Here is a 24908-nt window from a genome sequence, read left to right on the forward strand (position 1 = left end):
GGTAAGCAAGCCACGCATTCCAGTGCTTGGCAAGCGGCATCAGGAAGGGACAATCCAACGGTAACGTACATCCGGCTCCCGCTCTTCATTGGTCCGCCCGTCGGTTTGCTCAACCGCGACGAAACCATGCGTCTCGTAGAAGCGACGGGCAGGCGCATTGGCCTGGAAGGTCCAGAGATCGAGGATCGTCTGCCCTTCCCTCGCCCTGGCCAACAGGGCGGAGCCTATGCCCTTTCCCTGCGCCTCGGGGCGCACATAAAGCTGTTCGATCCAGCCCGGCCGCACGGCAATGACGCCCAGCAGATGCGGCCCCTCCGTGGCCCCCCAGATGGTGCAGGTGACGAGAAGATGCTCCCGCCAAAAAGCGTGATCTTCCACCGGCGTGTGCAGATCGGCGAGCCAGGGCAAAGCGGCATTGAACGCCGCCCGGTGAACGACCGAAGCCTGCGCCATGTCATCGGCACCGAGGCGTCTGATGTTAAAGTTGGACATGGCGTTCCTTGTCTGTCGACCAATGCGGAAAACCTCCCGCCCAGAAGGGCGGAAGGCATTGATGCCTTGTGACCGGCCTTGATCATGGCCGGCCAGAGAACCGCCTCCCTTACGGAGGCGCGCGGGTCACAGCCGGAACCCCAGCCAGTAGACCATCGGCTCCTTGATCATCCGATGCTCCCTGGACAGCTGGTTTTCGGGAACGCCGATGTCGAGCAGCATCCGGTCGGAGAAATGCTTCAGGTCATTGGCCTTGCGCCGTTCCCGGAGAACCGAAGCGGCCAGTGCGGCTGCGACGCTCCAGAAACCGTGCTCGCGATGCAGATTGCCGACAGCGTCTGCAACCAAAGAGTGTTCTTTGGACATGAGTCTTCATTCCCGCTGCGTCTCGGCAACGGGTCCTTTGCGGGTCGGAAAACGCATGGCAAAACGGGTCACGTCACAAGGACGTGGACACGGATCAGCAATGCGTCAAACGGGTTGAGGTTTAAGTGCCAAGTGGCTGAGAAATCAGGCCAGATCGACCTGAATGAATCGACCGTCGAATGTGCCGGAAAGAACCTGGGCACGGGTCGTCATATATCCGCCGGCGAGGCACATAGTGGCGATAAAATCGGTCATGACATGCCTCCTTTCCTTGAGAATTGCGGACACAGGGAACCTGACACAGGCTCATCGACTCGACAAGACTGCAATCTGCAGTGTGCAGAAAAATGGTCTTCCTTGTTGCCGACGCGCCACAGTGACGCAGGCCGCGACGCGCGCGGCCGCTCAGGGCATGCGCAGGCCGAATCCCTGCATCAGCCGACGGGTGGGGAAATCAGGATCATTCGAGGTGAAGACGGCGAAATCGGCATTGCCGGGCTGGCTCCCGCCCTCGGCCGGCGGCACAAGCCGGCGTGCCTGCCGGGCGATTGCCTCGGCGGGATCGAGCCAGTCCACCGGCCAGGGGGCAAGCCGGCGGAACATATTGGCCATGAAGGGATAGTGCGTGCAGGCCAGCACCACGATATCCGTGCGCGCACCGTCCCTTTCCACGAAACAGGGCGCGATTTCCGCCCGCACGGCGACATCGTCGAGGCTCTCGCCGCGGATATAGGCCTCCGCCATGCGCGCCAGGTTCTCCGAACCGACCAGCCGGACATGGCATTGGGAGGCGAAGGACTGGATGAGATCGCGGGTATAGGCGCGTCTGACGGTGCCGGGCGTGGCCAGCACCGAGACGAGGCCGGACCGGGTGCGCTCCGCCGCCGGCTTGATCGCCGGCACCGTGCCGACGAAGGTCATGTCGGGAAAGGCTGCCCTCAGATCGGCCCCTGCCAGCGTGAAGGCGGTGTTGCAGGCAATGATGCAAAGCTGCGGGCTGTAGCGGGTGAGGAGATCGGCGAACAGCGCAAGGATGCGGGCCTTCAAGCCCTCCTCCTCCCAGCCGCCATAGGGAAAGCCGGCATCATCGGCCACGTAGATGAAGCCGCGTTCCGGCATCAGAACCCGCGCCTCGCGCAGGACGGTCAGACCACCGATGCCGGAATCGAAGACGAGAACCGGTTTCAGCTCATGCCCCGCCGTTGTCGCCACCTTCATCGTCCCCGTCACTTCCCTCGCCGCCCGTCTTCGGCTTCTGTCCCTTCGGCCAGCGGCGCTGGAAACCGTCGAGCGAGGCGATCACGCCGCGCAGCACGCTGATTTCCGGCTCCGTGAAGCCCGGCCGGGACAAGACGGCGCGAAGATTGTCGATCATCTTCGGCACTTTTGTGGGCGGATGGAAATAATTGCGCGAATCGAGCGCTTCCTCGATCTGCTCGAAGAAACCGAACAGCTGCTCCTTGGTGGCCGGCCGCTGGTCCACCGCCTGGAAGGGCGTCGCGGCAAGATCCTCCATGCCGCTCTTCATCCATTCATAGGACATCAGCAGCACGGCCTGGGCGATGTTGAGCGAGGCGAAGGCCGGGTTGACCGGGAAGGTGACGATCTCGTCGGCCAGCGCCACTTCCTCATTGGTCAGTCCCCAGCGCTCGCGACCAAACAGGATGCCGGTCTTTTCTCCGGCGACGAAGCGCCGGCGCAGCGTCGCCGCCGCCGTCACAGGCGCGCGCACCTCCTTGAAGCCGTCGCGCTGGCGGGCCGTGGTGGCATAGACGAAGTTGAGATCGGCAACCGCCTCCTCCAGCGTCGCGAAGACCTTCGTCGCCTCGATGACGTGATCGGCCTTGGCGGCAGCGGCCTGCGCCTTCTCGCTCGGCCAGCCGTCGCGCGGATTGACGAGGCGCAGTTCGGAAAGGCCGAAATTCGCCATGGCGCGGGCCACCATGCCGATGTTTTCGCCAAGCTGCGGCTCGACGAGAATGATCGCCGGGCCTTCCGTCAAGAGTTCGCGCTCGCTGTTGGTTCCTGCCATGATGATCCCGTCCAATACTTGTCGCGCGGCAATATCGCCCCCGGCTTCCCCGCGCAAGTCCGGCCTCAGGCCGCGCGACGGGGCGGGGCCAGGCGGGCGAGCAGAATGCCGATCATGTCCAGCCCCTGCCGGGCGCCCAGATGATGGGTGGGCAGGTGATCGAGGTTCTGGCGACGCGCCTTCGAGGCCCGGTAGAAGGGTTCGCCGGCAAGGCTGCGCGCGGTGGCAACCTTCTCCAGCAGGGTCGGGACCGCCTGCCCCTCCTCCGGCGGCATCGCATGCTGCGGCAGGGCCTGACCGCGGGCGAACATGCGCGCCCAGTAGGTGCAGCCGAGGAAGACGGCAAGCGTCTGGCGCACATGGCCGGGCTTGGTGACGATCGACCATGAGGTGCCGATCGGCCGTGCCGCCTGGGCCAGATCACGATAGGCGAGATCCAGCTGGCGGGAACGCTCCATCAGGTCATTGCCGGACGCACCGGCACGCGCTGCCTCCAGAAGCTGGGCCAGCGCATCGTACCAGCGGTCCAGCGCTCCTTCCAGCGTCTCGCGGGTGCGCGCCGGAAACACCACGAAGGCAACGGCGGTGCCCGCCACCGCGCCGATCAGCGTCTCCTCCACGCGCAGGATCAGCAGTTCGGTCGTCAGCGAACCGATCAGGCCATAGACAACGCAGATGACGATGGACACGAAGAAGGTCATCACCGCATAGGAGGCCTGCAGCGCATAGAAGGCGCAGAAGATCGCGATTGCGGCAGCCACCACGCTTGCCACCATGTTGCCCTGGATCAGCGAGGCAAGACAGAGGCCGGCCGCGATGCCGAGCATGGTGCCGACGGAGCGCTGCAGGGCGCGGATGGCGGTGTCGCCGCGCGACTTTGTGTTGGTGAACACCAGGAAGGCCGTCAGCACCGCCCAGAACCAGCGCTCGCGCGACAGCATGAAGCCGAAGACCATGGCGATGCCGGAGGCGATGGTGATCTGCAGCGCGGCACGCACCACCGGGTTCTTCAGCGAAAAATCCGCGCGGGCGACAGACCGGTCTGGCGCAGGCGGCGCCAGCCGGCGGAATTGGTCACGCATGCCCTCCTCGATCACGCGGGCAAAGCGGCTGCGAATGCGATGCAGCAGGGTGAAGGCATTGATCGTTTCGCGAAGGTGCTTGTCGGGCGTGTCGTCGCGCAGTTCGAGCCAGTGATCGACCGCCTCGTCCTTGCCCTCCAGTACCGCATGCACCAGACCGAACGGGGCGGTGTTGTAGACGCTGAGCACAACGGCGCTTTCGGTGCCCAGATGCAGGTCGAAGATGACTGCCGCCACATCCATGACGGCCGCATCGCTTTCATCGAGCATGCCGTCCGCATTGCGCGGCAGCAGCCCCTCGGCCATCAGCGAGACTTCCTTCAGCCGCTCCTGCAATTGCATCAATTCCGCACGGTCCTCGTCCGTCGTCACATGCTCGCGGGCCAGAAGCGCCAGCCGCACGAGGATGTCGTTGGCGCGGCCCTGCATGGCAATCATCGCCTCCAGCAGGTCGCGGCCGCGATTGTCGGGCAGCAGGAAACTGCGCACGCCATGCGACACCAGCACCGCGACCAGCAGCGCAAGCGCCGCCCCCGGCAGTTGATGGTAATCCGGGTTCAGATAGGCACTGATGAAATAGGAGGTGAAGGCAAACATGCCGACGGCAAAGCCGCGCGGCCCATAAACGCGCGCCAGGCTGGCCAGGAAGACGATCAGCAGGAAGGTGATGTCGGAGAGGTAGCGATGTTCCTCAAGTGCAATCGCACTCGACATGCTGGCAAGCGCGGCAAACGCGCCCAGCGCGCGGGTCAGCAGCTGGCCGCGCGGCGTCGTATCGCGCACGGCAACGCCGCCTTCGATCGACAGGATGATCGCCAGCCCGAAGGCAATCGGCGCAAGCGCCAGAAGATGCAGATGCACCAGCACCAGCAGGCCGACGGAAATGGCGATCGACAGTGTGACGCGCGCACCCATCCGGGCGCGTGACAGCGCCGGATCTACGGAATGTATCCAGTCGATGAGATTTGGTTTGGCTGCCATGGGAACGCCCTGATTGCGTCTGCTTCACGAGGAACGGCCCCGCGACGCGGCGAAACCGTCTGGCGCCCTTACTGGCCCTTGGCGATGTCCTGCATTTCCGCCAGCACGGAATCGCGTTCGCCCTCGCTCACCCGGTGGATGTCGTCGATCACCGGCCTGCCGCCTTCGGTGACGATGTCGAAATCCACTTCGTTGACGGAATCCTTGATGTCGGCCTGGTCGATGCAGGTCCACAACTTGAACGTGACCTTGACCGGCGTCACCGCGCCGTTCGGCTGACCGGCGGCAATGGTGATGTTCTGCAGCGGGCAACCGTCCTGGGAATCCGTCACCACGTCATAGCCGAAGGGGTCGCCCGGCTGGTTGTTTTCCGTTTCGTAGGCGGGGTGCTTGGCGGCTTCCTTGTAGGCGGCCTGGAAGCGCTTGCTGAACAGCTTCGCCAGCGGCTCCGGGTCGAAAATGTATTTCCAGTCCGCATCGACGCTTTCCCAGTTGGCCTTCGTCATGTCCATCACCTGGCGCACCGGATCGGTGGCGTCGGCGGCGCTGGCAAAGGTGGAAAAGCAAGCGAAAAGCAAGGCGAGCGGCACGGTCCGCATGGCGGCAATAATCCTTGTCTGGCAACGTTGCGGGAGATTATCCCCCTCAATCGATTTGGCAATGGCAATTGTTCTGGCGGCGCTTTGCGTTCCGGCTCCGCGGTGCTATAGCGCACGAGACTTCTGTCCACCTAAGCCGGGGCGGCAAGCCCCGTTCATCGAAGAGGCTGATACATGAACAAGATCAAGGTTGCCAACCCGGTCGTCGATCTCGACGGCGACGAGATGACCCGCATCATCTGGCAGTTCATCAAGGAAAAGCTGATCCTGCCCTACCTTGATCTTCAGATCGAATACTACGACCTCTCGGTGGAAAACCGCGACGCCACCAATGACCAGGTGACCGTCGATGCAGCGCACGCCATCAAGAAGCACGGCGTCGGCATCAAGTGCGCGACGATCACGCCGGACGAAGCCCGCGTCAAGGAATTCAACCTCAAGGAAATGTGGAAGAGCCCGAACGGCACGATCCGCAACATCCTCGGCGGCGTCATCTTCCGCGAGCCGATCATCTGCAAGAACGTGCCGCGCCTGGTTCCCGGCTGGACCAAGCCGATCGTTGTCGGCCGTCACGCCTTCGGCGACCAGTACAAGGCAACCGACTTCAAGTTCCCGGGCAAGGGCAAGCTGACCATCAAGTTCGTCGGCGAAGACGGCGAAGTGATCGAAAAGGAAGTCTACAACGCACCGGGCGCCGGTGTGGCACTTGCCATGTACAACCTCGACGAATCGATCCGCGAATTCGCCCGCGCCTCGATGATGTACGGCCTGATGCGCAAGTGGCCGGTCTACCTGTCGACCAAGAACACCATCCTGAAGGCCTATGACGGTCGCTTCAAGGACATCTTCGAAGAAGTCTACCAGAACGAGTTCAAGGCGAAGTTCGACGAGATCGGCATCGTCTACGAACACCGCCTGATCGACGACATGGTCGCTTCCGCTCTGAAGTGGTCCGGTGGCTATGTCTGGGCCTGCAAGAACTACGACGGCGACGTGCAGTCCGACACGGTTGCGCAGGGCTTCGGCTCGCTCGGCCTGATGACCTCGGTTCTCTTGTCGCCCGATGGCCGCACGGTTGAAGCCGAAGCCGCCCACGGCACGGTGACGCGTCACTACCGCCAGCACCAGAAGGGTCAGGAAACCTCGACCAACTCGATCGCCTCGATCTTCGCCTGGACGCGTGGCCTTGCCCATCGCGCGAAGCTTGACGACAATGCCGAACTCGCAAAGTTCGCAACGACGCTCGAGAAGGTATGCATCGATACCGTCGAGGCCGGCTACATGACCAAGGACCTCGCACTGCTCATCGGTCCGGATCAGCCGTGGCTCTCCACCACCGCCTTCCTCGACAAGGTGGACGAGAACCTGCGCGCCGCAATGGCTGCCTGATCTGACGGCCTTCCGTCACATGAAACCCGGTCGCCCTGCGGCCGGGTTTTTCTTTGAGCGCACGGACTTGTCATCGGGACGTCATCACGGCAAAATAAGAACATAAACAGAACAAACGCTCGAGGAATATCATGTCAAAGCTCACGCTATACACCCACCCCATGTCGCGCGGTCGCATTGTCCGCTGGATGCTGGAGGAGATCAGCCAGCCCTACGAGGCACATGTGGTCGCCTATGGGCCGCAGATGAAAAGCGCGGACTACCGTGCGATCAATCCGATGGGTAAGGTTCCGGCACTTCGCCACGGAGACCTTGTGGTAACCGAATGCGCCGGCATCATTGCCTATCTGGCGGACACCTTCCGCGATGCGGGCCTCTACCCGCAGACGGATGCGGAACGGGCCGCCTATTACCGCTGGATGTTCTTCGCCGCCGGACCGCTGGAGACCGCGGTCAGCAACCGCACGCTCGGCTTCATCGTGCCGGAAGAGAAGCAGCGCATGGTCGGCTACGGCTCCTATGAACTCGTTCTCGATACGCTGGAACAGGCGCTTGCCGACACCGCCTACGTAGCCGGCGAGCGTTTCACGGCTGCAGACGTCTATCTCGGCTCGCATCTGATGTGGGGCATGCAGTTCGGCAGCATCGAAAGGCGTCCCGCCTTCGAGGCCTATGTTGCGCGCCTCGGATCGCGGCCGGCCCATCTGCGCGCCACGCAGCTCGATGACGCGCTTGCGGCGGATCTCGCTGCCGCGCCGCAGGGCTGAAATACGACACGTCACCGGTTGACAGGAGAAGCCCCCGTGAAATTCGGCTACACCATCACCTATGTCCCGGACGTGCCGCAGTCGCTGGCCTTTTTCGGCGATGCCTTCGGCTTCGCGACGCGATTCCTGCACGAAAGCGGCACCTATGGCGAGCTGGAGAGCGGGGAAACAACGCTGGCCTTTGCGGCAGAGGACCTGGGCGAGGCCAATTTTCCGGGCGGTCATGTCTCTGCCCACGCATCCCCGCAGCCGCTCGGGATGGAAATCGCGCTCGTGACCGAGGATGTTGCCGCCGCACACGCGCATGCCATCGCATGCGGTGCCCGCGAACTGTCGCCGCCCACCGAAAGGCCCTGGGGCCAGGTGGTGTCCTATCTGCGCTGCCCGGACGGGCTGCTGGTCGAACTGTGCACGCCAATGGCGGGGTGATCGATCCCGCACCGCGGCGTGGCGGACAAGCGCCTTTGATGTTGGACCCGCGGGCGGCTCATGATATTGAGCCGCCCATGACCCAGATTACCTCAAATCCCGTTCACGTCATTGGCGGCGGCCTTGCCGGTTCCGAAGCCGCCTGGCAGCTGGCCGAAGCCGGCACCCCCGTCATCCTGCATGAAATGCGCGGCGTGCGCGGCACGGATGCGCACAAGACCGACCACCTTGCCGAACTGGTCTGCTCCAATTCCTTCCGCTCCGACGATGCCACCGCCAATGCAGTCGGCGTCATCCATGCGGAAATGCGCCTCGCCGGCTCGCTGATCATGGCCTGTGCCGATCGCCACCAGGTGCCGGCCGGCGGCGCGCTTGCCGTCGATCGCGACGGCTTCTCCGATGCCGTCACCAGGGCGATTTCCAGCCATCCGCTGATCAGCGTGGTGCGGGAAGAAGTGCAGGGCCTGCCGCCGCAGGACTGGGGCCTCTCCATCGTCGCGACAGGCCCGCTGACCTCGGCCACGCTCGCCGCCGCCATCCAGGCGGAAACCGGCGAGGATGCGCTCGCGTTCTTCGATGCCATCGCGCCGATCGTCCATCGTGACTCTATCGACATGTCGATCTGCTGGTATCAGTCGCGCTATGACAAGGTCGGTCCCGGCGGCACGGGCAAGGACTACATCAACTGCCCGCTCGACAGGGAACAGTATGACGCCTTCGTCGATGCCCTGATCGCTGGTGACACGGTCGGCTTCAAGGAATGGGAAGGCACGCCCTATTTCGATGGTTGCCTGCCGATCGAGGTGATGGCCGAGCGCGGCCGCGAAACGCTGCGCCACGGACCCATGAAGCCGATGGGCCTCACCAATGCCCATAACCCGACCGTCAAGGCCTATGCCGTCGTGCAACTGCGGCAGGACAATGCGCTCGGCACGCTCTACAACATGGTCGGTTTCCAGACGAAGCTGAAATATGGCGCGCAGGCGGAAATCTTCCGCATGATCCCCGGCCTGCAGAATGCCGAATTCGCACGGCTCGGCGGCCTGCACCGCAACACCTACATCCATTCGCCGACCCTGCTCGACCGGAGTCTGACGCTGAAGTCGCGCCCGGGCCTGCGCTTTGCCGGACAGATCACCGGCTGCGAGGGCTATGTGGAAAGTGCGGCCATTGGCCTGCTGGCCGGTCGCTTCGCTGCGGCGGAAGCCAGGGGCGAGGCACCCTCGCTGCCGCCGGCGACCACGGCGCTCGGATCGCTCCTGAACCACATCACCGGCGGCCATCTGGTCTCCGACGACGAACCCGGCAAGCGTTCCTTCCAGCCGATGAACATCAATTTCGGCCTCTTTCCGGAACTGGAGCCCGGCTCGATCGTCAAGCCGGAGGGCGTCAAGCGCTTCCGGGGCAAGGACAAGACGGTGATGAAGCGCCAGCTTCTGGCGCGCCGGGCACTCGGCGATTGCGCCGCCTGGCTCGGCCTTCCGGCGCCGGAGGATGCCTCAGACGCTGCCGCCCTGGCCACGGACGCCGTCTAGCTGCATCTGCTCGCGCGTCAGATAATTGCCGAGCAGCCACAGCGACACTTCGGCCGCCTCCGCGGCGGTGGAGAACACGAAGCTTCCGCTCTGGGTCGGCGCATCGAGAAAGTCGATCGTCAAACCGCGCCCGTTCGACATGGGCGTCACCTGGGCTCGCCCCGGTTCGATGAGATGGCAGGCGTAATGCGAACCGCCATTGCGCATGACACCGGCCTTGTTGTCGTGCAGGCGCACGAAGATCGCATTGCCGTCCTCGGTCTCGTGCAGGCTGCGGATTGCTTCGGTCGGATAGGCACGGCCGAATTCGAGGATGGCCAGCCCCGGATCGTGCCGGTCCAGTTCCTCGCGTTCCCTTGCCATGCGCGTGGTGTAATAGGCGGTCAGGATGACCAGTCCGAATATGATTGCCCAGACGACCAGACTCACACGGAATTCTCCCCTGCAGACGGCACCTCTCGCCGCCCCCGCCATCTAGCCGACGAGGCTTGCCCGAACGTGACCGTCACACGGAACCGACGCGCCCTGGCGTCTCAACCGCCCGGACCGATCGCCGCAGGCGGGAAATGCAGGTGACGCAAAAAAGTGCGGCAGCAGCAGGTGGCACGGCCTGCCGGATCAGAGGCGCTTCAGTGCCAGCATTTTCAGCATGGAGAGCTGACGACGCCATTGCGGCCGCTGCAGCCGCCCCGCCAGCGCATCTTGCGGCCTGGTCTCGGTCCGCTTCAGAACCGGTGCGGCCAGTGCAACCGGCAGGAATGCCGGCAGAAGACCGGGCGGCAGTTCCGCCCTGCGCGCCTTGCCGAGGTGTTCAAGCCCCAGGGCGGCTAGCGCCCCGACGGCATGCGCCGCATTCTCCCCCTTCTCGTCGCCCAGAAAAGCGTCGCGATCGAGGCCGGTGGCAGACAGGATATCCTGCGGCACATAGACCTGGCCACGGCGCCGGTGCTGCGGCAGCAGCAGAAGCAGGCCGGAAATCGCCTGGGCAACGCCGGCATGGCCGGCGGCTTCGGCCTGTCGCATTGCTGCCGGCGCATCGAGCACCAGACCGGCCAGTTGAATGAGGGCCGAGGCAGTCTCGCCCGCATAGCCCTCCAGCGCATTGCGATCGGGCATCGGATCGTCATAGAGATCGAAGATGCGGGCGTCGATCAGGTCGATCAGGCTCTGGCGTGGCAGGCTGTAGCGCTCCACCGTCTCGATCAGAGCGACGGCGAGCGGATTACCGCCAGCGTCGCCGCTCGCTGTACCCGTCAGCAGATCACGCCACCATTGCAGGCGGATCTCGCCGGCAAGCGGCTGCTGCACCACCTCGCGCACACGGGCAATCTCGGCATTGAAGGCATAAAGCGCGCCGAGTGCGCCCCGCTTTTCCTGCGGCGACAGCAGACAGGCGAGATAACGGTCACGATCCGTCTCGCGCAAGGTCGACAGGCAGATATCCCAATGGTCGCCGGCAGCAGCCGTCACGGCCTTCCCTCCGCACAAATTCGGTTCAGACGGCAATCAGGGCCGCGGCCACCGGCCGCGATTCGCCGAGCATGATGTTGTACGTCCGGATGGCCGCCCCGGTTCCCATCGGGTCGGACGAAATTCCACGTGCACGGAGCGCGGCCTTCAGCGGTGCGGGCAGCGGGCGGATGTCGCGACCGGTGCCGACCAGCAGGAATTCGACGCCTTCCGCATCAAGCACGCGCGCGAAGGCCTCGACCGTCAGCGGGTCGCCTTCCGCCATGTCCCAGGCATAAATGCCGGCGGGCAGGCAGATCAGCGAGCCGCGATGCGACATGTCGGCAAAGCGGAAGCCACCATTGCCATAGGCGTCGATGGGCGCGCGCCCCGGAAAATGGGCGTCGCGCATGTCGATTGCGCGGCTCAAGGCCTCACACGCCGGGCTTGCCGGCCGGCAAGCCCTTGTCCGTCGCCTTGGCCTTCTTGTCGTCTTCGCTGCCGAAGGTATCCGTCCGCAGCTTGAAGCCGATCAGCACGGGGGCCGCAATGTAGATCGACGAGAAGGTACCGACCGCGACACCGAACAGCATGGCGAAGGTGAAGGAACGGATCACCTCGCCGCCGAAGATGTAGAGGGCCGCCAGCGCGATCAGCGTCGTCACGGCGGTCAGCACCGTACGCGAGAGGGTCTGGTTGATCGAGATGTCGATCACCTCCTGCAGCGGCATCTTCTTGTAACGCCGCAGATTTTCACGCATGCGGTCATAGACGACGACCGTATCGTTCAACGAATAGCCGACGATGGTGAGGATGGCCGCGATGCTGGTCAGGTTGAACTCGATCCCCGTCAGCACGAAGAGGCCAAGCGTCAGGATCACGTCATGCATGGTGGCGATGATTGCGCCGATGGCGAACTGCCATTCGAAGCGGAACCAGATGTAGATGAGGATGAACAGCAGTGCGATTCCGACCCCGAACGTGGCGCTGTAGGTCAGTTCGCTCGAGACCGAGGGACCGACCACCTCGACACGGCGGAAGTCGTAATCCTTCTCGAGATCGTTGCGGATGCGTTCCAGCGCCGACTGTTCGGCATTCTCGCCGCCATCCTGCGCCTGGACGCGCACCAGAACCTCCTGCGGCGAGCCAAAACCCTGGGCCTGGACATCGCCGAGGTTCAACTGGTCGAGACGCGCGCGGATATCGGCGATGTTGGCATCACCCTCGCGCGCCTTCAGTTCTATGATCGAGCCGCCGCGGAAATCGATGCCGAGATTCATGCCGACGCCGACGAAACCGACCAGCGAGACAATCGACAACACGGCCGCTGCAGAGAAGTTGTAGCGGCGGATCGACATGAACGGCAGGCCGCGACCATCGAAGATGCCAGTGCGGATGCCCTTGGGCAGCGCCTTCGGCTTGGCGCGCTTGACCCACAGCGAGAACATCCAGCTGGTGAAGGTGAAGGCGGTAAAGACGGTGGTGACGATACCGATCGCCAGCGTCACGGCGAAGCCGCGCACAGGACCGGAACCGAGATAGAACAGAACCACGGCGGCAATCAGCGTCGTCAGGTTGGCGTCGATGATCGTACCGAAGGCGCGCCGGAAGCCGCTGTCGATCGCCGGCAGCAACGAACGCCCGCTCTTCACTTCCTCGCGGATGCGCTCGTAGATCAGAACGTTCGAATCGACCGCCATGCCCATGGTCAGCACGATGCCCGCAATGCCCGGCAGGGTCAGCGTCGAGCCGATCAGCGTCAGAACAGCAAGGATCATCACGATGTTGACGGCAAGCGCCACGTTGGCGAGCAGGCCGAAGAAGCCGTAGAAGGCGAACATGAAGCCGGCCACGGCAACCGCGCCGATGATGCTGGCAACCACACCGGCACGGATCGAATCCGCGCCGAGGCCCGGACCGACGGTCCGCTCCTCAACCACGGTCAGCGTTGCCGGCAGCGCACCGGCGCGCAGCAGCACGGCCAGATCGTTGGCGCCCTGAACGGTGAAATTGCCGGAGATCTGGCCGGAACCGCCAATGATCGGCTCGCGGATCACCGGGGCAGAGATCACCTGGTCATCCAGAACGATGGCGAAGGGACGCCCGACATTCTGCTGCGTCGCCTGGGCAAAGCGCTGGGCGCCGCGCGAATCGAAGCGGAAGGTGACGACCGGTTCGTTGGTCTGCTGGTTGAAGCTCGCCTGGGCATCCACCAGGTTTTCGCCCGAGACCAGCGCACGCCGCTCGACCAGGTAGGGAACGGCCGGATCGTCGGTGGAATAGAGGATTTCGGAACTTGCCGGTGGACGGCCGTTCAGGGCCTCCTGTGCCGGCATAGAGGTATCGACCAGATGGAAGGAAAGCTTTGCCGTCTGATTCAGCAGGGCCTTCAGGCGCTGCGGGTCCTGCAGCCCCGGAACCTGCACGATGATCCGATCATCGCCCTGCCGCTGGATCAGCGGTTCGGTGGTGCCGAGTTCGTCGACGCGGCGACGCACGACCTCGATCGACTGCGTGACGGCAGACGAGAGGCGATAGCTGATGCCCGCATCGGTCAGCGTCAGGCGCAGAAGCCCGTTGCCTTCATCCTCCAGCGACACTTCGGTGACCGAGCCGCCGAAGGTGCCGGCCGAGACCGGCTGCAGAAGCGGGTTCAGCGCATCCTTGGCCGCCTGCAGCTGGCCCGTATCGGTGATACGCACCTGAATCTGCTGACCCGTGCCCGTCAGGCCGGTATAGCGCACATTGGCTTCGCGCAAGGCATTGCGCACATCGCCAACCACGGTTTCGAGGCGCTCCTTGACGATATCGGCGCGCTCAACCTTCAGCATGATGTGCGAGCCGCCCTGCAGGTCGAGGCCGAGCGTCACCTTCTTCGTCGGAAACCAGCCCGGGAGCTTTGCCAACTGCTCGTTGCTGACCAGATTCGGTGCCGCGACAAGGGCGCTCACGACGATGACGAACCAGATGAAAAGTGTCTTCCAGCGGGAGAAGTATAGCATTGCGCTCTCGATATTCTGGCAGGATCAGGGAGGCACCCGCCAGCCGGGCGCCCTCCCCGCAGATGGGTCAGGCGTTCTCGGTCTTGACCGGCTCACCCTTGACGCGAACTTCCGCGATGTAGGTGCGAACGGCGCGGATCTTCACGCCTTCGGCGATTTCCACTTCCAGTTCGTTGTCGTCGATGACCTTGGTCACCTTGCCGGAAATGCCGCCGCCCAACACGACCTGGTCGCCGCGGCGAATATTGGAGAGCGTTTCCTGACGCTTCTTCATCTGCTGGCGCTGCGGCCGGATCAGGAAGAAGTACCAGACCACCATCAGCGGCGCGAAGAGGAAAAGCATTTCAAGGCCGGAGCCAAAGGCAGAGCCGCCAGCAGCGGCGCCATTGGCCTGGGCGAATGCTTCGGTAATGAACATCGAGAACTCCCGGATAGACGGATACGGAGGCACCCCCCGCTTCAAGCCGCCGGAATATAGTCGCGATCGGGGTGATTGCAACAGAAACGGCGGCGGGGGCGTACCGAATTCAGGCCTCTTACCCTTTCGGCCGCCAAAACGCCATGCTACCCGCCACGAAAAGATGAAGACCGGGCCTTTGCCGCACCACGAAGGAGAGGATGTCCATGGACGCCACCGCCGAACTGCTCGCCGAAGTCCGTCGTCTGGCGGATGCCCTGGAACGACTGGCCGGGCCTGCGCCGGCGGTCAACGACTGGAGTGCCGCCGACTGCTTCGTCTGGATGCCGGCCAACCAGTATCTTCAGCCGGTGGCCCGCCCCAACCGCGTCGCGCTGAAACTCATCCGCGGCGTCGATCACGTTCGCGACATTCTGCATGAAAACACGCTGCGCTTTGCCGAGGGCTTCGAGGCAAACAATGTGCTGCTGTGGGGCGCACGCGGCATGGGCAAGTCGTCGCTGGTCAAGGCCGTGCATGCCGACGTCAAGGCGGCAACCGGCGCCAGCCTGAAACTGGTCGAGGTGCACCGCGAGGACATCTCCACCCTGCCCGCCCTGCTCGACCTTCTGAAATCCTCCGGCCATCGCGTCATCGTGTTCTGCGACGACCTGTCCTTCGATCATGACGACACCGCCTACAAGTCGCTGAAGGCAGCGCTCGATGGCGGCATCGAGGGGCGACCGGAAAACGTGCTGTTCTATGCAACTTCCAACCGCCGCCACCTCCTGCCGCGACATATGCTTGAAAACGAGCAGTCGACGGCGATCAATCCGTCCGAGGCGGTCGAGGAAAAGGTGTCGCTGTCGGATCGTTTCGGCCTGTGGCTCGGCTTCCACAAGTGCAATCAGGATGACTATCTGGCCATGATCGACGGCTATGCGGAGCATTTCGCCCTCGGCCTCGACCGCGACAGGCTGCATCACGAGGCGCTGGAATGGGCCACGACGCGCGGCGGTCGTTCCGGGCGCGTTGCCTGGCAGTATATCCAGGATCTGGCCGGGCGCCTGCGCAAGCCGCTGCCACGCAGCTGACAGCCATCGATACCGGAAGCCAGCACCCCGCCTTGCATCGCCACAACGACGAAAGCCCGGACGATGCCGGGCTTTCTCGCATTCCCCATTACGCAATACTATTCGAGGAACGTCATCGGGTTGACCGGGGTTGCGTCCTTGCGCACCTCGAAGTGCACCTGCGGACGCTTGGCATCGCCGCTCATGCCCGAAAGCGCAATCGTCTGGCCGCGCTGCACCTTCTGGCCGCGCGACACGCTGATCGAGGCGGCATGGCCGTAGACGGTGACCTTGCCGTCGTCATGGCGCACCAGCACCGTATTGCCGAGCTGCTTCAGGCCATTGCCGGCGTAGATCACGACGCCGTTTTCTGCTGCCTTGATCGGCGTGCCTTCCGGCACGGAAATGTCGATGCCGTCATTGCGGTTGCCATCGACATTGGCGCCGAAGGCGGCAATCACCGCACCCGTGGCCGGCCAGCGATACTTGCTGATGCCGGTCGACGAAGGCGCCGGCGTGCTGACATCCGACTTGCTTTCGACATCGGAAAGGCTCGCGGTCTGCGTCGCGGCCGGCTTTTCCGGTGCCTTGGCGGCCGCCGGCTCGGAGGTGACGGCGGCAGCGGCCTGCACCTTCGCAGGAGACGCATTGTTGTGTGGCACAGAGGCCGTCTGGACAGCATCCGACTGACCGGCACCAGCGCCCACCTTCAGCGTCTGGCCGACGCGGATCTGACCATCCGACAGGCCGTTTTCCGCCTTCAGGCGATCGATCGGCGTATTGGTGGCGCGGGCGATCTTGCTCAGCGTATCACCCGGCTTGACCACATAGGAGCCCCCCTTCGGCGGCACGGGCTCTCCGCCCGCCGGCGGCGTCAGCTTGCCGGCGGCATCGGATTGCGCCTTGTCACGTGCGGCACCGGCGGAAGGAAGCACGGCCACCTTGTCGCCCTGCTGGCGCGCCGGCGTCGGAACATCGCCGCCATTCGGCAGGTCGCCCGTTGCCGAGGCAACCCTGGCAGCGTTGGGACGCTGGGCATAGGTCGGAATGATGACATTCTGGCCGGGCGTCAGTGCGCCGCCATTCGCCCTGAGGATCTCGCGTTCCGGCACGCCATAGCGCTGCGACAGCGTCTTGGCCGATTCGCCCGGCCGCAGCGTGACACGCGGCGCATTGGACGTGGACCAGCCGGGACCTGTCGTGCCCGTCACCAGACCGTCATCGTTGGCGGCGGCCATCTTGCGGGCGCCGGCGGACGACGGCGAAGCGGATGCCGGCATGGGCTGCGCCATCGCCTCCTGCTGCGTCTGCGGCTCATCGACCGGCGGCAGGCTCGACTGGCTGACCGCGCCGCTCGGCGGGGCCAGCTCGGCGCGCTGCACCGTCACCGGCGCGGCAGCACTGCGGGCCGGCGACATGGCGGCCGCGGCGTAACCGCCCTGCTGCTGCGCAGGATAGGACTGACCATAGGAGGGCGCGCTCTGCGGATAGGCCGGCGACCCTCCGCCGACATCATCGCTCGGAACCGGAGCGGCGCCATAGGCGCCAGAGCCCTGCCTCTGGGGAATCGAGGCTGTCGTCATCTCATCGCTTCCAGGAAAGAGACCGGAAAAGCGGGTGGCGTCGGAACTGCATCCCGTTGCCGCACTCGCCAGAAAAGCAGCCACCGCCATCCGCGTGACCGATTTTCTCATCATTGACGAACTCTTCAAACGCATGACTCGACCCAACTGACACGACTAATTTCGTGATCCATTAAAGACCGTTAGTCTTACCGTTGGGTTAAGGTGCGCCGGGGCGCTTCATTTTTTTGGCAAATTGCTAACCATGACTGCTGATCAGCATCCGGTCTTGGGGCCAGGCGTCCTAAAGATGCACGGCGATATGCGAGACGAGCGGCAGGTAGGGAGCGGGAAACAGATCCTCCCGCTCGAACCGGCTGCCGACCTTGGTCAGCCGGATCATCATGCAGCTGTCTTCCCCGGTCATCAGCGGGGCGATCATCGATCCGCCATGCACGAGCTGTTCGGCATAGAAGCGCGGGATGGCCTCGAAAGCGGCCGTCACCAGAATGCGGTCGAAGGTCCCCTCCCCCTGCAAGCCATTGCTGCCATCGGCCTGGCGGATGATCACATTGCGCATGCCGAGCGCTTCAAGCCGCCCCTGCGCCGCCTTGACCAGGGTCCGGAACCGCTCCAGCGACAGCACCCGCTCGGCAATGCGGCCCATCACAGCGGCAGTGAAGCCGCTGCCCGTGCCGATATCGAGCACCCGATGGCCGGGCTTCACCTGCAACTGCGCCAGTAGCCGCGCGGCCAGATCCGCCCCCTCCATGAAGGAGCCGCATTCGATCGGAATGGTCCGGCTGGAATAGGCATCGGAGACGAATTGCGGCGGAACGAACTGGCTGCGCGGCGTCTGCTCGATTGCGGTCAGAAGGTCGAGATCGGTTACGCCCTGGGCCCGCAGGCGCAGCACCAGGGCAGCAAACCCTTCCTTCTCGATCATGCCTGGCTTCAAGCACCTGCTCCCAAGGTCTGTTCCACGGCAACGAGCATCGCATGGTCCGTCAGATCCAGCTTCAGCGGCGTCACCGCAATGCGGTTGTCGCGCAGCGCATGAATATCGGTGCCGGGCGAGAACTGTCCGGTGCGATTGCCGAATCGCAGCCAGAAATAAGGATTGCCGCGCCCGTCCTGCCGCTCATCCACCACGATGGCGAAATCCGTCTTGCCCTGCGCCGTAACTGAGACACCCGTAACCGCCCCGGCAGCGCAGGGCGGAAAATTGAGGTTGAGGAAGGTGCCCTCGGGCAGATCGAGCGCAATCAGCCTGCGGATCAGGTCGGGTGCATGGGCTTCCACCGTTGCCCAGGGCAGGCTGCGCTTGCCGTCCTCGTAAAGCACGGCCTGGCTGAGCGCCAGCGAACGGATCCCCTGAAGGGTGCCCTCGATGGCGCCCGCTATGGTGCCGGAATAGGTCACGTCATCGGCAATGTTGGAGCCCGCATTGACGCCCGACAGGATAAGGTCAGGCTTGCGGTCAAGCACATGGCGGATGCCCATGATCACGCAGTCCGTCGGCGTGCCGCGCAGCGCAAAATGCCGGTCGCCGATCTCGCGCAGGCGCAAGGGTTCAGACAGCGTCAGCGAATGGGCAAGGCCGCTCTGGTCGGTTTCCGGTGCGACGACCCAAACATCGTCGGAAAGAGTGCGGGCGATGCGTTCCAGCACCGCCAGCCCCTCGGCATGAATGCCGTCATCATTGGTGAGCAGGATCCGCATTGTTCCCTCACGCGCTCCGTTCGATCTTCGTCAGACCTCCCATATAGGGCAAAAGCGCGTCCGGAATGGTGACGGAACCATCCTCGTTCAGATAGTTTTCGAGAACGGCGATCAGGCAGCGGCCGACAGCGGTGCCGGACCCGTTCAGCGTATGCACGAAGCGCGGCGCCTTCTCCTCCTTGACACGGTAGCGCGCATTCATGCGCCGCGCCTGGAAATCCCCGCAGACAGAGCAGGAGGAGATTTCGCGATAGGTGTTCTGCCCCGGCAGCCAGACCTCGAGGTCATAAGTCTTGCGGGCACCGAACCCCATGTCGCCGGTGCAGAGCGTCATGGTGCGGAAATGCAGGCCGAGACGCTTCAGCACCTCTTCCGCACAGGCCGTCATCCGCTCGTGCTCGGCAATCGAGCTCTCCGCATCGGTGATCGAGACGAGTTCACACTTCCAGAACTGGTGCTGGCGCAACATGCCGCGCGTATCGCGGCCGGCAGAGCCTGCCTCCGAACGGAAGGACGGCGTCAGCGCGGTAAAGCGTAGCGGAAGCTGTTCCTGCTCCAGGATTTCCTGGGAGACCAGATTGGTCAGCGTCACTTCTGCCGTGGGGATCAGCCAGCGGCCATCGGTGGTCCGGAACAGGTCCTCGGCGAACTTCGGCAGCTGGCCGGTGCCATACATGGCCTCGTCGCGCACCATCAGCGGCGAGGAGACTTCCGTATAGCCGTGTTCGCTGGTGTGCAGATCGATCATGAACTGGCCGAGCGCGCGCTCCAGCTTTGCCAGCTGGCCGGTCAGCACGGTGAAGCGCGAGCCGGAAAGCTTTGCGGCCCGGTCGAAATCCATCATGCCGAGCGCTTCGCCGATGTCGAAATGCTCCTTGGCCGGATGGTTCCAGCGGGGCTTTTCGCCAACGATGCGGGCAACGACATTGTCATGCTCGTCCTTGCCGACCGGCACGTCATCGAGCGGAATGTTCGGGATGCGCGACAAGACATCGTCGAGCGCGGCAATCGCCTCGCGTTCCTTCTGCTCGAGCAGCGGCATCTCGTCCTTGAGGCTTGCCACCTCGGCCTTCAGTCTTTCGGCCAGCTCCAGGTTCTTCTGCGCCATGGCGGCGCCAATCTCCCTGGAGGCGGCATTGCGGCGGGACTGCATGTCCTGAAGCGTCTGGATGACGGAGCGGCGCGTCTCGTCGAGCGCAATGATCGCTTCCGCCTGCGGTTCGGCACCGCGCTTCTTCAGCGCCTCGTCGAGGGCAGCGGGGTTCTCACGTATCCACTTGATATCGAGCATCGTCGTTCCAGATCGCCTGCGGTTGAGGCCGAGAGGATGGGCCCGGCCGAAAGGGTTTGCTCCGGCCGGGACATCCAGTTCTGCCGGAACGGATGCTACGCCTCGTCGGACGGGCTGACGGCGGAGGAACTGCCATCCGGCTGGGAGGCAGCGTCACTCGCGCGCTTTCTCTCCACGAGTCGAGCGGCGTAGATGGAGACCTCGTAGAGAAGGATCGTCGGCAGCGCAAGACCGATCTGGGACATCGGATCCGGCGGCGTCAGAACGGCGGCCACGACGAAGGCGATGACGATGGCGAACTTGCGCTTTTCCGCCAGCCAGGTGCTGGTCAGCAGGCCGACGCGGGCAAGCAGCGTGGTCACCACCGGCAGCTGGAACACCAGGCCGAAGGACATCACCAGCGTCATGATCAGCGAGAGATATTCCGAAACCTTCGGCATCAGCGAGATCGCCACCTCGCCCTCGCCCGGCTTCTGCTGCATGGCGAGGAAGAACCACATCACCATCGGCGTGAAGAAGAAATAGACCAGCGCGCCCCCCAGCAGAAACAGCAGGGGCGATGCCACCAGGAAGGGCAGGAAGGCGGCACGCTCGTTCTTGTAGAGACCGGGTGCCACGAACTTGTAAAGCTGCGAGGCGATGATCGGAAATGCAATGACCAGCGCGCCGAACATCGCGACCTTCACCTGCGTGAAGAAGAATTCCTGCGGCGCGGTATAGATCAGTTCGGATTTTGCCACGTCGAGACCTGCCCAGACGACCGCCCACTTGTAGGGAATCACGAGCAGGTTGAAGAGCTGCTTGGCAAAGAAGAAGCACACCAGGAAGGCTGCAAAAAACGCCACCAGCGACCAGATGAGCCGCGTGCGCAGTTCCATCAGATGCTCGATGAGCGGCTGAGGCTTGTCGTCGATGTCGCCGTTCATGCATTATCCTTGGGCGTGGCAGGCTTCTTGCGCGGGCGCGCGGCAGGCTTTGCGGCAGCCACGGTCTCGGCGGCCGGTTCGGCAGCCGCAGGCTTGGCGGCGCGCGGGCGGCGGGTTGCGGGCTTTGCCGCCGCCACAGGCTCGGCCACGGCCGGCGCCTTCGGCTTGCGGGGGGCACGCGGCGTCTTTACGGCCGCAGTCGCCGCCGGTGCGGAACCGTCGGCCGGGACGGATTGTGCGGGCGCGGGCGATGGAGCCGGTGCGGCAGATGCGGCCGAAGCAGACGGTGCAGACGCCGGGGCGGGAACCGCTGCCGCGCTGGACGCTGGCTGGGCCGGTGCCGCTGCCACAGGCGCATTCTGGGACTGGGCGGGCGCCAGCGATGCGGGCGGTGTGTCGGGCAGCGACAGGTCGGAGGTCGGCAGAAGCTGTTCGAGGCCCTCTTCGCCGCCATCCGTTGCGGCTGCCGCTCCGGCGGCGGGAAGCGTGGTCGCCTTCTGCAGGTCGTTGCGGATCTCGTTGCCCATGTCGCGGAGCGGATTGATCGCCTCGCGCAGGGCATTGGCCGGATGGAAGCGCTGGACGTCTGTGATCGTCTGGCGCACATCGTCCATGTCGGCCTCGCGCAGGGCCTGGTCGAACTGCGTGCGGAAATCACCCGCCATCTTGCGCAGGTTGGCGGTCATCTTGCCGAACGCACGCAGCATCGGCGGCAGATCCTTCGGCCCGACGACGACGATCAGAACGACCGCGATGACTAAGAGTTCGGTCCAGCCGATGTCCAGCATGTATGACGCTCCTCGGGAGACGCGCCCCGCCGGGGCGCGGCACCGGATGCTTACTTGGTTTCTTCCGGCTTGTGGTCCACGGTCTTCGTCGTGGTCGCGGGCGGCGTCTCGTCCTCGTCCGCCATACCCTTCTTGAAGCTTTTGATACCCTTGGCCACGTCACCCATCAGGTCCGGGATCTTGCCGCGCCCGAAGAAGATAAGCACGATGACCAGAACGATCAGCCAGTGCCAGATGCTAAAAGAACCCATGACTCCACTCCGTGATTGCGCGTTCCTGCCGATGTAAGCGGTTTAGGCCTGTTTTTCAAACACCAAAATATCGCCGTCCGAAACCTTTATGGTCACGTCTGTGAGACCGTCGGGCAACTGGTCCGCCCGGATGCGTGCCCTCAGCGGCTCATCCAGCCCGTCGACCGCCAGCGTCAGCAGTTCCACCACGCCGAGAAAGCGGCGCGTGAGGATGCGCGCGTTGACCGGACCGCCCGATTCGCAGACCATGACCTGCGAGATCCGCACCGCCACATCGACCGCCGTGCCATCCGGCAGGGCGCCTGCATCGCCGCGCCCCAGCGGCGTCTGCACGGCACCGCCGCGCACCCGGCCGTCCAGGCGGTTGATTTCCGAGAAGAAGGCCGCGGCAAACAGCGATTGCGGCCGGCGGTAGAGATCCTGTGAACGGCCAAGCTGCACCAGACGGCCATGGTTCAGCAGCGCGATACGGTCGCCCATGCGCATCGCCTCCTCCGCATCATGCGTCACCACGATCGCGGTGGCGCGCGACTGCCGCAGAACGTCCAGCGTGTCGGCGCGGATCGTGTCCTTGAGCCGCGAATCAAGGCCGCTGAACGGCTCGTCCATCAGCAGGACGCCGGGACGCGGGGCAAGGGCCCGGGCCAGCGCCACGCGCTGCTGCTCGCCTCCGGAGAGCGCATGCGGATATTTTGCCGCGTAATGGGCAAGGCCCACCCGCTCCAGCGCCACCATGGCCTCGGCATGCGCGGCTTTTGCCGGCATGGCGGTGAGACCGAAGCGCACATTGTCCAGCACGCTCAGATGCGGAAAGAGGGCGTAATCCTGAAACATCAGCCCGACACCGCGCTTTTCCGGCGGCACGAACAGCTCCGGCCCGGCCACCTCCCGCCCGTCGATCAGCACGCGGCCACCGGTCTGCGCCTCGATGCCGGCGGCAATGCGCAGCAGCGTCGTCTTGCCCGAACCAGACGGGCCGAGCAGACAGAGAACCTCGCCCGGCCGCGCCTCCAGCGAGATATCGCGGATGGTTTCCCTGCCGTGATAGCTGTGGCGGATATTCTCGAAGGCAAGGCTTGCCGCAAAGGTCACGCCGGCCGGACGGCGCAGGGATGTCGGCGACCCTTCGGGCGCGATGTCGTTCATGAACCTGGGGCCTTCGTCATGCCGTCCTTGCAAAGATGAATGTGCTATTCCCCTTCTCCGCCCCCGGGAGTCAAGAGGCCAAGCTCCTCCAGATCGAGCTGGGTGATCGGATCCTCGTCTTCCGACAGATCATCGGCCGAGACCGGTACCGGAATGCGGAAGTCCGGCGGGATGCGCCCGGACAACAGACCCGCCCCCTTCAACTCCTCCAGACCCGGCAGGTCGCGGATTTCTTCCAGGCCGAAATGGTCGAGAAAGCGCGGCGTGGTGCCGAGCGTGACCGGGCGGCCGGGCGTACGCCGGCGCCCGCGAAAGCGTACCCAGCCCGCCTCCATCAGCACGTCCAGCGTGCCGCGCGAAGTCTGCACGCCGCGGATCTCCTCGATCTCGGCGCGCGTGACCGGCTGGTGATAGGCGATGATGGCAAGCACCTCCAGCGCCGCGCGCGACAGCTTCCGGCTCTCGGTCTCGTCGCGACGGATGACGAAAGAAAGGTCGGCGGCGGTGCGGAAGGCCCAGCGATCCTCGACGCGGACAAGGTTGACGCCGCGCCCGGCATAAAGCCGCACCAGCCGTGCCATCACGGCGCGCACATCCACGCCGCGCGGCAGGCGCTCCAGCAGGAAGGCTTCAGAGACCGGTTCGGCGGATGCAAAGACAAGCGCCTCGGCAATCCGCTCCGCCTCCAGATCCAGCGCCGCCCGCACCGGCTCGCGCTCCCCGGCCATGACATCATCCTGCTCGTGAGAAACCTGCACGCCCCTCTCCTATTCGCCGGTCGCGCCGCCGGGGCGCCCCGGACCGCGACGCATGTAAATCGCCTGGAAGGCTCCCTCCTGGCGGATTTCCAGCTTGCCTTCCCGCACCAGTTCCAGCGAGGCGGCAAAAGCGCTGGCGGTCGCCGTCACCCGGTCTGCCGGCGGCAGGTAATCCAGCAGATAATGCTGCAGCGCCGTCCAGTCGCTGATCTCGCCGAGCATGGTCGTCAGAAGCTCGCGCGCTTCCACCAGCGACCACACCTTGCGCCGCTCGATAGTGACCTGGGTGACCGCCTGCCGCTGGCGCAGATTGGCATAGGCATGCAGGAGATCGTAGAGATTTGCCTCGAAGCTTGCGCCATTGCGCTCGGGAATATGCTCCGGCGCGCCACGCGCAAACACGTCGCGGCCGAGCCGGTTGCGATTGACGAGCCGCGTTGCCGCCTCGCGCATCGCCTCCAGCCGTTTCAGGCGGAAGGCCAGCGTCGCCGCCATTTCCTCGCCCGTCGGACCATCGTCCTGCCGCACCTGCTGCGGGATCAGCAGCTTGGATTTGAGATAGGCGAGCCAGGCCGCCATCACCAGATAGTCGGCGGCAAGCTCGATGCGAACCCGGCGTGCGCTTTCGACGAATTGCAGATATTGCTCGGCCAGCGCCAGCACGGAAATGCGGGCCAGATCGACCTTCTGTGTACGGGCAAGATGCAGCAGAAGATCGAGAGGACCTTCGAAGCCGCCGACATCGATGACCAGCGCCGGCTCGGTGGTGCCGCGCGCCTCGCTGTCCTGCCAGAGCCTGTCCATCGGAGTGGCAGACTGTGATATGTCACCGGCCATGTGCTGCCCCGCCTGTGCTGACCGCGCTGTCCCG

At 64.4% G+C, this 24908-nt stretch carries 26 protein-coding genes; 5 read left to right on the top strand and 21 right to left on the bottom strand.

From position 1 onward, the window contains the following. Window positions 1-39: 39 nt before the first annotated feature. From KLP42_RS10545 to KLP42_RS10570, 6 genes are all read right to left on the bottom strand, one after another. Complete coding sequence (locus tag KLP42_RS10545; protein WP_252192899.1) at window positions 40-453, bottom strand: GNAT family N-acetyltransferase; 414 nt, start codon at window positions 451-453, stop codon at window positions 40-42. 165 nt (window positions 454-618) lie between these two features. After that, window positions 619-858, bottom strand: coding sequence for a hypothetical protein (locus tag KLP42_RS10550; RefSeq protein WP_215566491.1), 240 nt, complete (start codon window positions 856-858; stop codon window positions 619-621). A 405-nt stretch (window positions 859-1263) separates the two neighbouring features. Next, complete coding sequence (murI, locus tag KLP42_RS10555) at window positions 1264-2076, bottom strand: glutamate racemase (protein ID WP_215566493.1); 813 nt, start codon at window positions 2074-2076, stop codon at window positions 1264-1266. After that, window positions 2048-2890, bottom strand: coding sequence for an RNA methyltransferase (locus KLP42_RS10560; RefSeq protein ID WP_215566495.1), 843 nt, complete (start codon window positions 2888-2890; stop codon window positions 2048-2050). The genes murI and KLP42_RS10560 overlap by 29 nt, the downstream gene beginning before the upstream one ends. A 65-nt stretch (window positions 2891-2955) precedes the next feature. Beyond that, window positions 2956-4953, bottom strand: coding sequence for an FUSC family protein (locus tag KLP42_RS10565; protein ID WP_215566497.1), 1998 nt, complete (start codon window positions 4951-4953; stop codon window positions 2956-2958). A gap of 68 nt (window positions 4954-5021) precedes the next feature. Further along, the gene (locus tag KLP42_RS10570) at window positions 5022-5552 is read right to left on the bottom strand and encodes a hypothetical protein (RefSeq protein ID WP_215566499.1); all 531 of its coding nucleotides are present in this window, start codon (window positions 5550-5552) and stop codon (window positions 5022-5024) included. Window positions 5553-5726: 174 nt separating this feature from the next. Between KLP42_RS10570 and KLP42_RS10575 the strand changes: the two genes are divergently transcribed. From KLP42_RS10575 to trmFO, 4 genes are all read left to right on the top strand, one after another. Next, window positions 5727-6941, top strand: a complete 1215-nt coding sequence (locus tag KLP42_RS10575) for an NADP-dependent isocitrate dehydrogenase (protein ID WP_215566500.1) — start codon at window positions 5727-5729, stop codon at window positions 6939-6941. Between the two features lie 128 nt (window positions 6942-7069). Further along, entirely contained in the window at window positions 7070-7708 is a 639-nt protein-coding gene (locus KLP42_RS10580; RefSeq protein ID WP_215566779.1) for a glutathione S-transferase family protein, read from the top strand. A gap of 36 nt (window positions 7709-7744) precedes the next feature. Further along, entirely contained in the window at window positions 7745-8137 is a 393-nt protein-coding gene (locus tag KLP42_RS10585) for a VOC family protein (protein ID WP_215566502.1), read from the top strand. 77 nt (window positions 8138-8214) lie between these two features. Beyond that, window positions 8215-9672, top strand: a complete 1458-nt coding sequence (trmFO, locus tag KLP42_RS10590) for a methylenetetrahydrofolate--tRNA-(uracil(54)-C(5))-methyltransferase (FADH(2)-oxidizing) TrmFO (RefSeq protein ID WP_215566504.1) — start codon at window positions 8215-8217, stop codon at window positions 9670-9672. On the opposite strand, the gene KLP42_RS10595 is transcribed toward trmFO, so the two are convergent. The 5 genes from KLP42_RS10595 to yajC all read right to left on the bottom strand — a co-directional run bounded on the left by KLP42_RS10595 (window position 9637) and on the right by yajC (window position 14541). Continuing rightward, window positions 9637-10101 carry a hypothetical protein gene (locus KLP42_RS10595; protein WP_215566506.1) on the bottom strand — a complete coding sequence of 155 codons (465 nt, stop codon included), beginning with the start codon at window positions 10099-10101 and terminating at the stop codon, window positions 9637-9639. The two genes, trmFO and KLP42_RS10595, sit on opposite strands and share 36 nt — an antisense overlap. Before the next feature lie 189 nt (window positions 10102-10290). Beyond that, window positions 10291-11142 (bottom strand): phytoene/squalene synthase family protein, encoded by an 852-nt coding sequence (locus KLP42_RS10600; RefSeq protein ID WP_215566508.1) that lies wholly within the window; start codon window positions 11140-11142, stop codon window positions 10291-10293. A gap of 25 nt (window positions 11143-11167) precedes the next feature. Continuing rightward, on the bottom strand, window positions 11168-11533 hold the full coding sequence (locus tag KLP42_RS10605) for an Mth938-like domain-containing protein (protein ID WP_215566781.1): 366 nt from the start codon (window positions 11531-11533) through the stop codon (window positions 11168-11170). A 22-nt stretch (window positions 11534-11555) separates the two neighbouring features. After that, entirely contained in the window at window positions 11556-14123 is a 2568-nt protein-coding gene (gene secDF / locus KLP42_RS10610; protein WP_215566510.1) for a protein translocase subunit SecDF, read from the bottom strand. Window positions 14124-14190: 67 nt separating this feature from the next. Then, window positions 14191-14541 (bottom strand): preprotein translocase subunit YajC, encoded by a 351-nt coding sequence (yajC, locus tag KLP42_RS10615; protein ID WP_215566512.1) that lies wholly within the window; start codon window positions 14539-14541, stop codon window positions 14191-14193. Between the two features lie 200 nt (window positions 14542-14741). Here yajC and KLP42_RS10620 point away from each other — a divergent pair, with 200 nt between their 5' ends. After that, on the top strand, window positions 14742-15614 hold the full coding sequence (locus KLP42_RS10620; protein ID WP_215566514.1) for an ATP-binding protein: 873 nt from the start codon (window positions 14742-14744) through the stop codon (window positions 15612-15614). Window positions 15615-15712: 98 nt separating this feature from the next. Here the strand turns inward: KLP42_RS10620 and KLP42_RS10625 are convergent, their stop codons facing one another. The 10 genes from KLP42_RS10625 to KLP42_RS10670 all read right to left on the bottom strand — a co-directional run bounded on the left by KLP42_RS10625 (window position 15713) and on the right by KLP42_RS10670 (window position 24874). Beyond that, a complete protein-coding gene (locus KLP42_RS10625; protein WP_215566783.1) occupies window positions 15713-17266 on the bottom strand; it encodes a M23 family metallopeptidase in 1554 nt (517 codons plus the stop codon). 193 nt (window positions 17267-17459) lie between these two features. Continuing rightward, the gene (locus KLP42_RS10630; RefSeq protein WP_215566784.1) at window positions 17460-18101 is read right to left on the bottom strand and encodes a protein-L-isoaspartate(D-aspartate) O-methyltransferase; all 642 of its coding nucleotides are present in this window, start codon (window positions 18099-18101) and stop codon (window positions 17460-17462) included. Window positions 18102-18109: 8 nt separating this feature from the next. Continuing rightward, window positions 18110-18877, bottom strand: a complete 768-nt coding sequence (gene surE / locus KLP42_RS10635; protein ID WP_215566516.1) for a 5'/3'-nucleotidase SurE — start codon at window positions 18875-18877, stop codon at window positions 18110-18112. 7 nt (window positions 18878-18884) lie between these two features. After that, window positions 18885-20168, bottom strand: a complete 1284-nt coding sequence (gene serS, locus KLP42_RS10640; protein WP_215566518.1) for a serine--tRNA ligase — start codon at window positions 20166-20168, stop codon at window positions 18885-18887. A 95-nt stretch (window positions 20169-20263) separates the two neighbouring features. After that, on the bottom strand, window positions 20264-21094 hold the full coding sequence (gene tatC / locus KLP42_RS10645) for a twin-arginine translocase subunit TatC (RefSeq protein WP_215566520.1): 831 nt from the start codon (window positions 21092-21094) through the stop codon (window positions 20264-20266). Then, a complete protein-coding gene (gene tatB, locus KLP42_RS10650) occupies window positions 21091-21882 on the bottom strand; it encodes a Sec-independent protein translocase protein TatB (protein ID WP_215566522.1) in 792 nt (263 codons plus the stop codon). Before tatB ends, tatC begins: the two co-directional genes overlap by 4 nt. Before the next feature lie 50 nt (window positions 21883-21932). After that, entirely contained in the window at window positions 21933-22133 is a 201-nt protein-coding gene (locus KLP42_RS10655) for a twin-arginine translocase TatA/TatE family subunit (RefSeq protein ID WP_215566524.1), read from the bottom strand. A 42-nt stretch (window positions 22134-22175) separates the two neighbouring features. Beyond that, window positions 22176-23279, bottom strand: a complete 1104-nt coding sequence (locus KLP42_RS10660) for an ABC transporter ATP-binding protein (protein ID WP_215566526.1) — start codon at window positions 23277-23279, stop codon at window positions 22176-22178. A gap of 44 nt (window positions 23280-23323) precedes the next feature. Beyond that, the gene (scpB, locus tag KLP42_RS10665) at window positions 23324-24007 is read right to left on the bottom strand and encodes an SMC-Scp complex subunit ScpB (RefSeq protein WP_215566785.1); all 684 of its coding nucleotides are present in this window, start codon (window positions 24005-24007) and stop codon (window positions 23324-23326) included. Between the two features lie 39 nt (window positions 24008-24046). After that, a complete protein-coding gene (locus KLP42_RS10670) occupies window positions 24047-24874 on the bottom strand; it encodes a segregation and condensation protein A (RefSeq protein ID WP_215566528.1) in 828 nt (275 codons plus the stop codon). Between the last annotated feature and the right edge of the window lie 34 nt (window positions 24875-24908).

The organism is Rhizobium sp. CSW-27, assembly GCF_018760785.1.
Taxonomy (GTDB): domain Bacteria; phylum Pseudomonadota; class Alphaproteobacteria; order Rhizobiales; family Rhizobiaceae; genus Neorhizobium.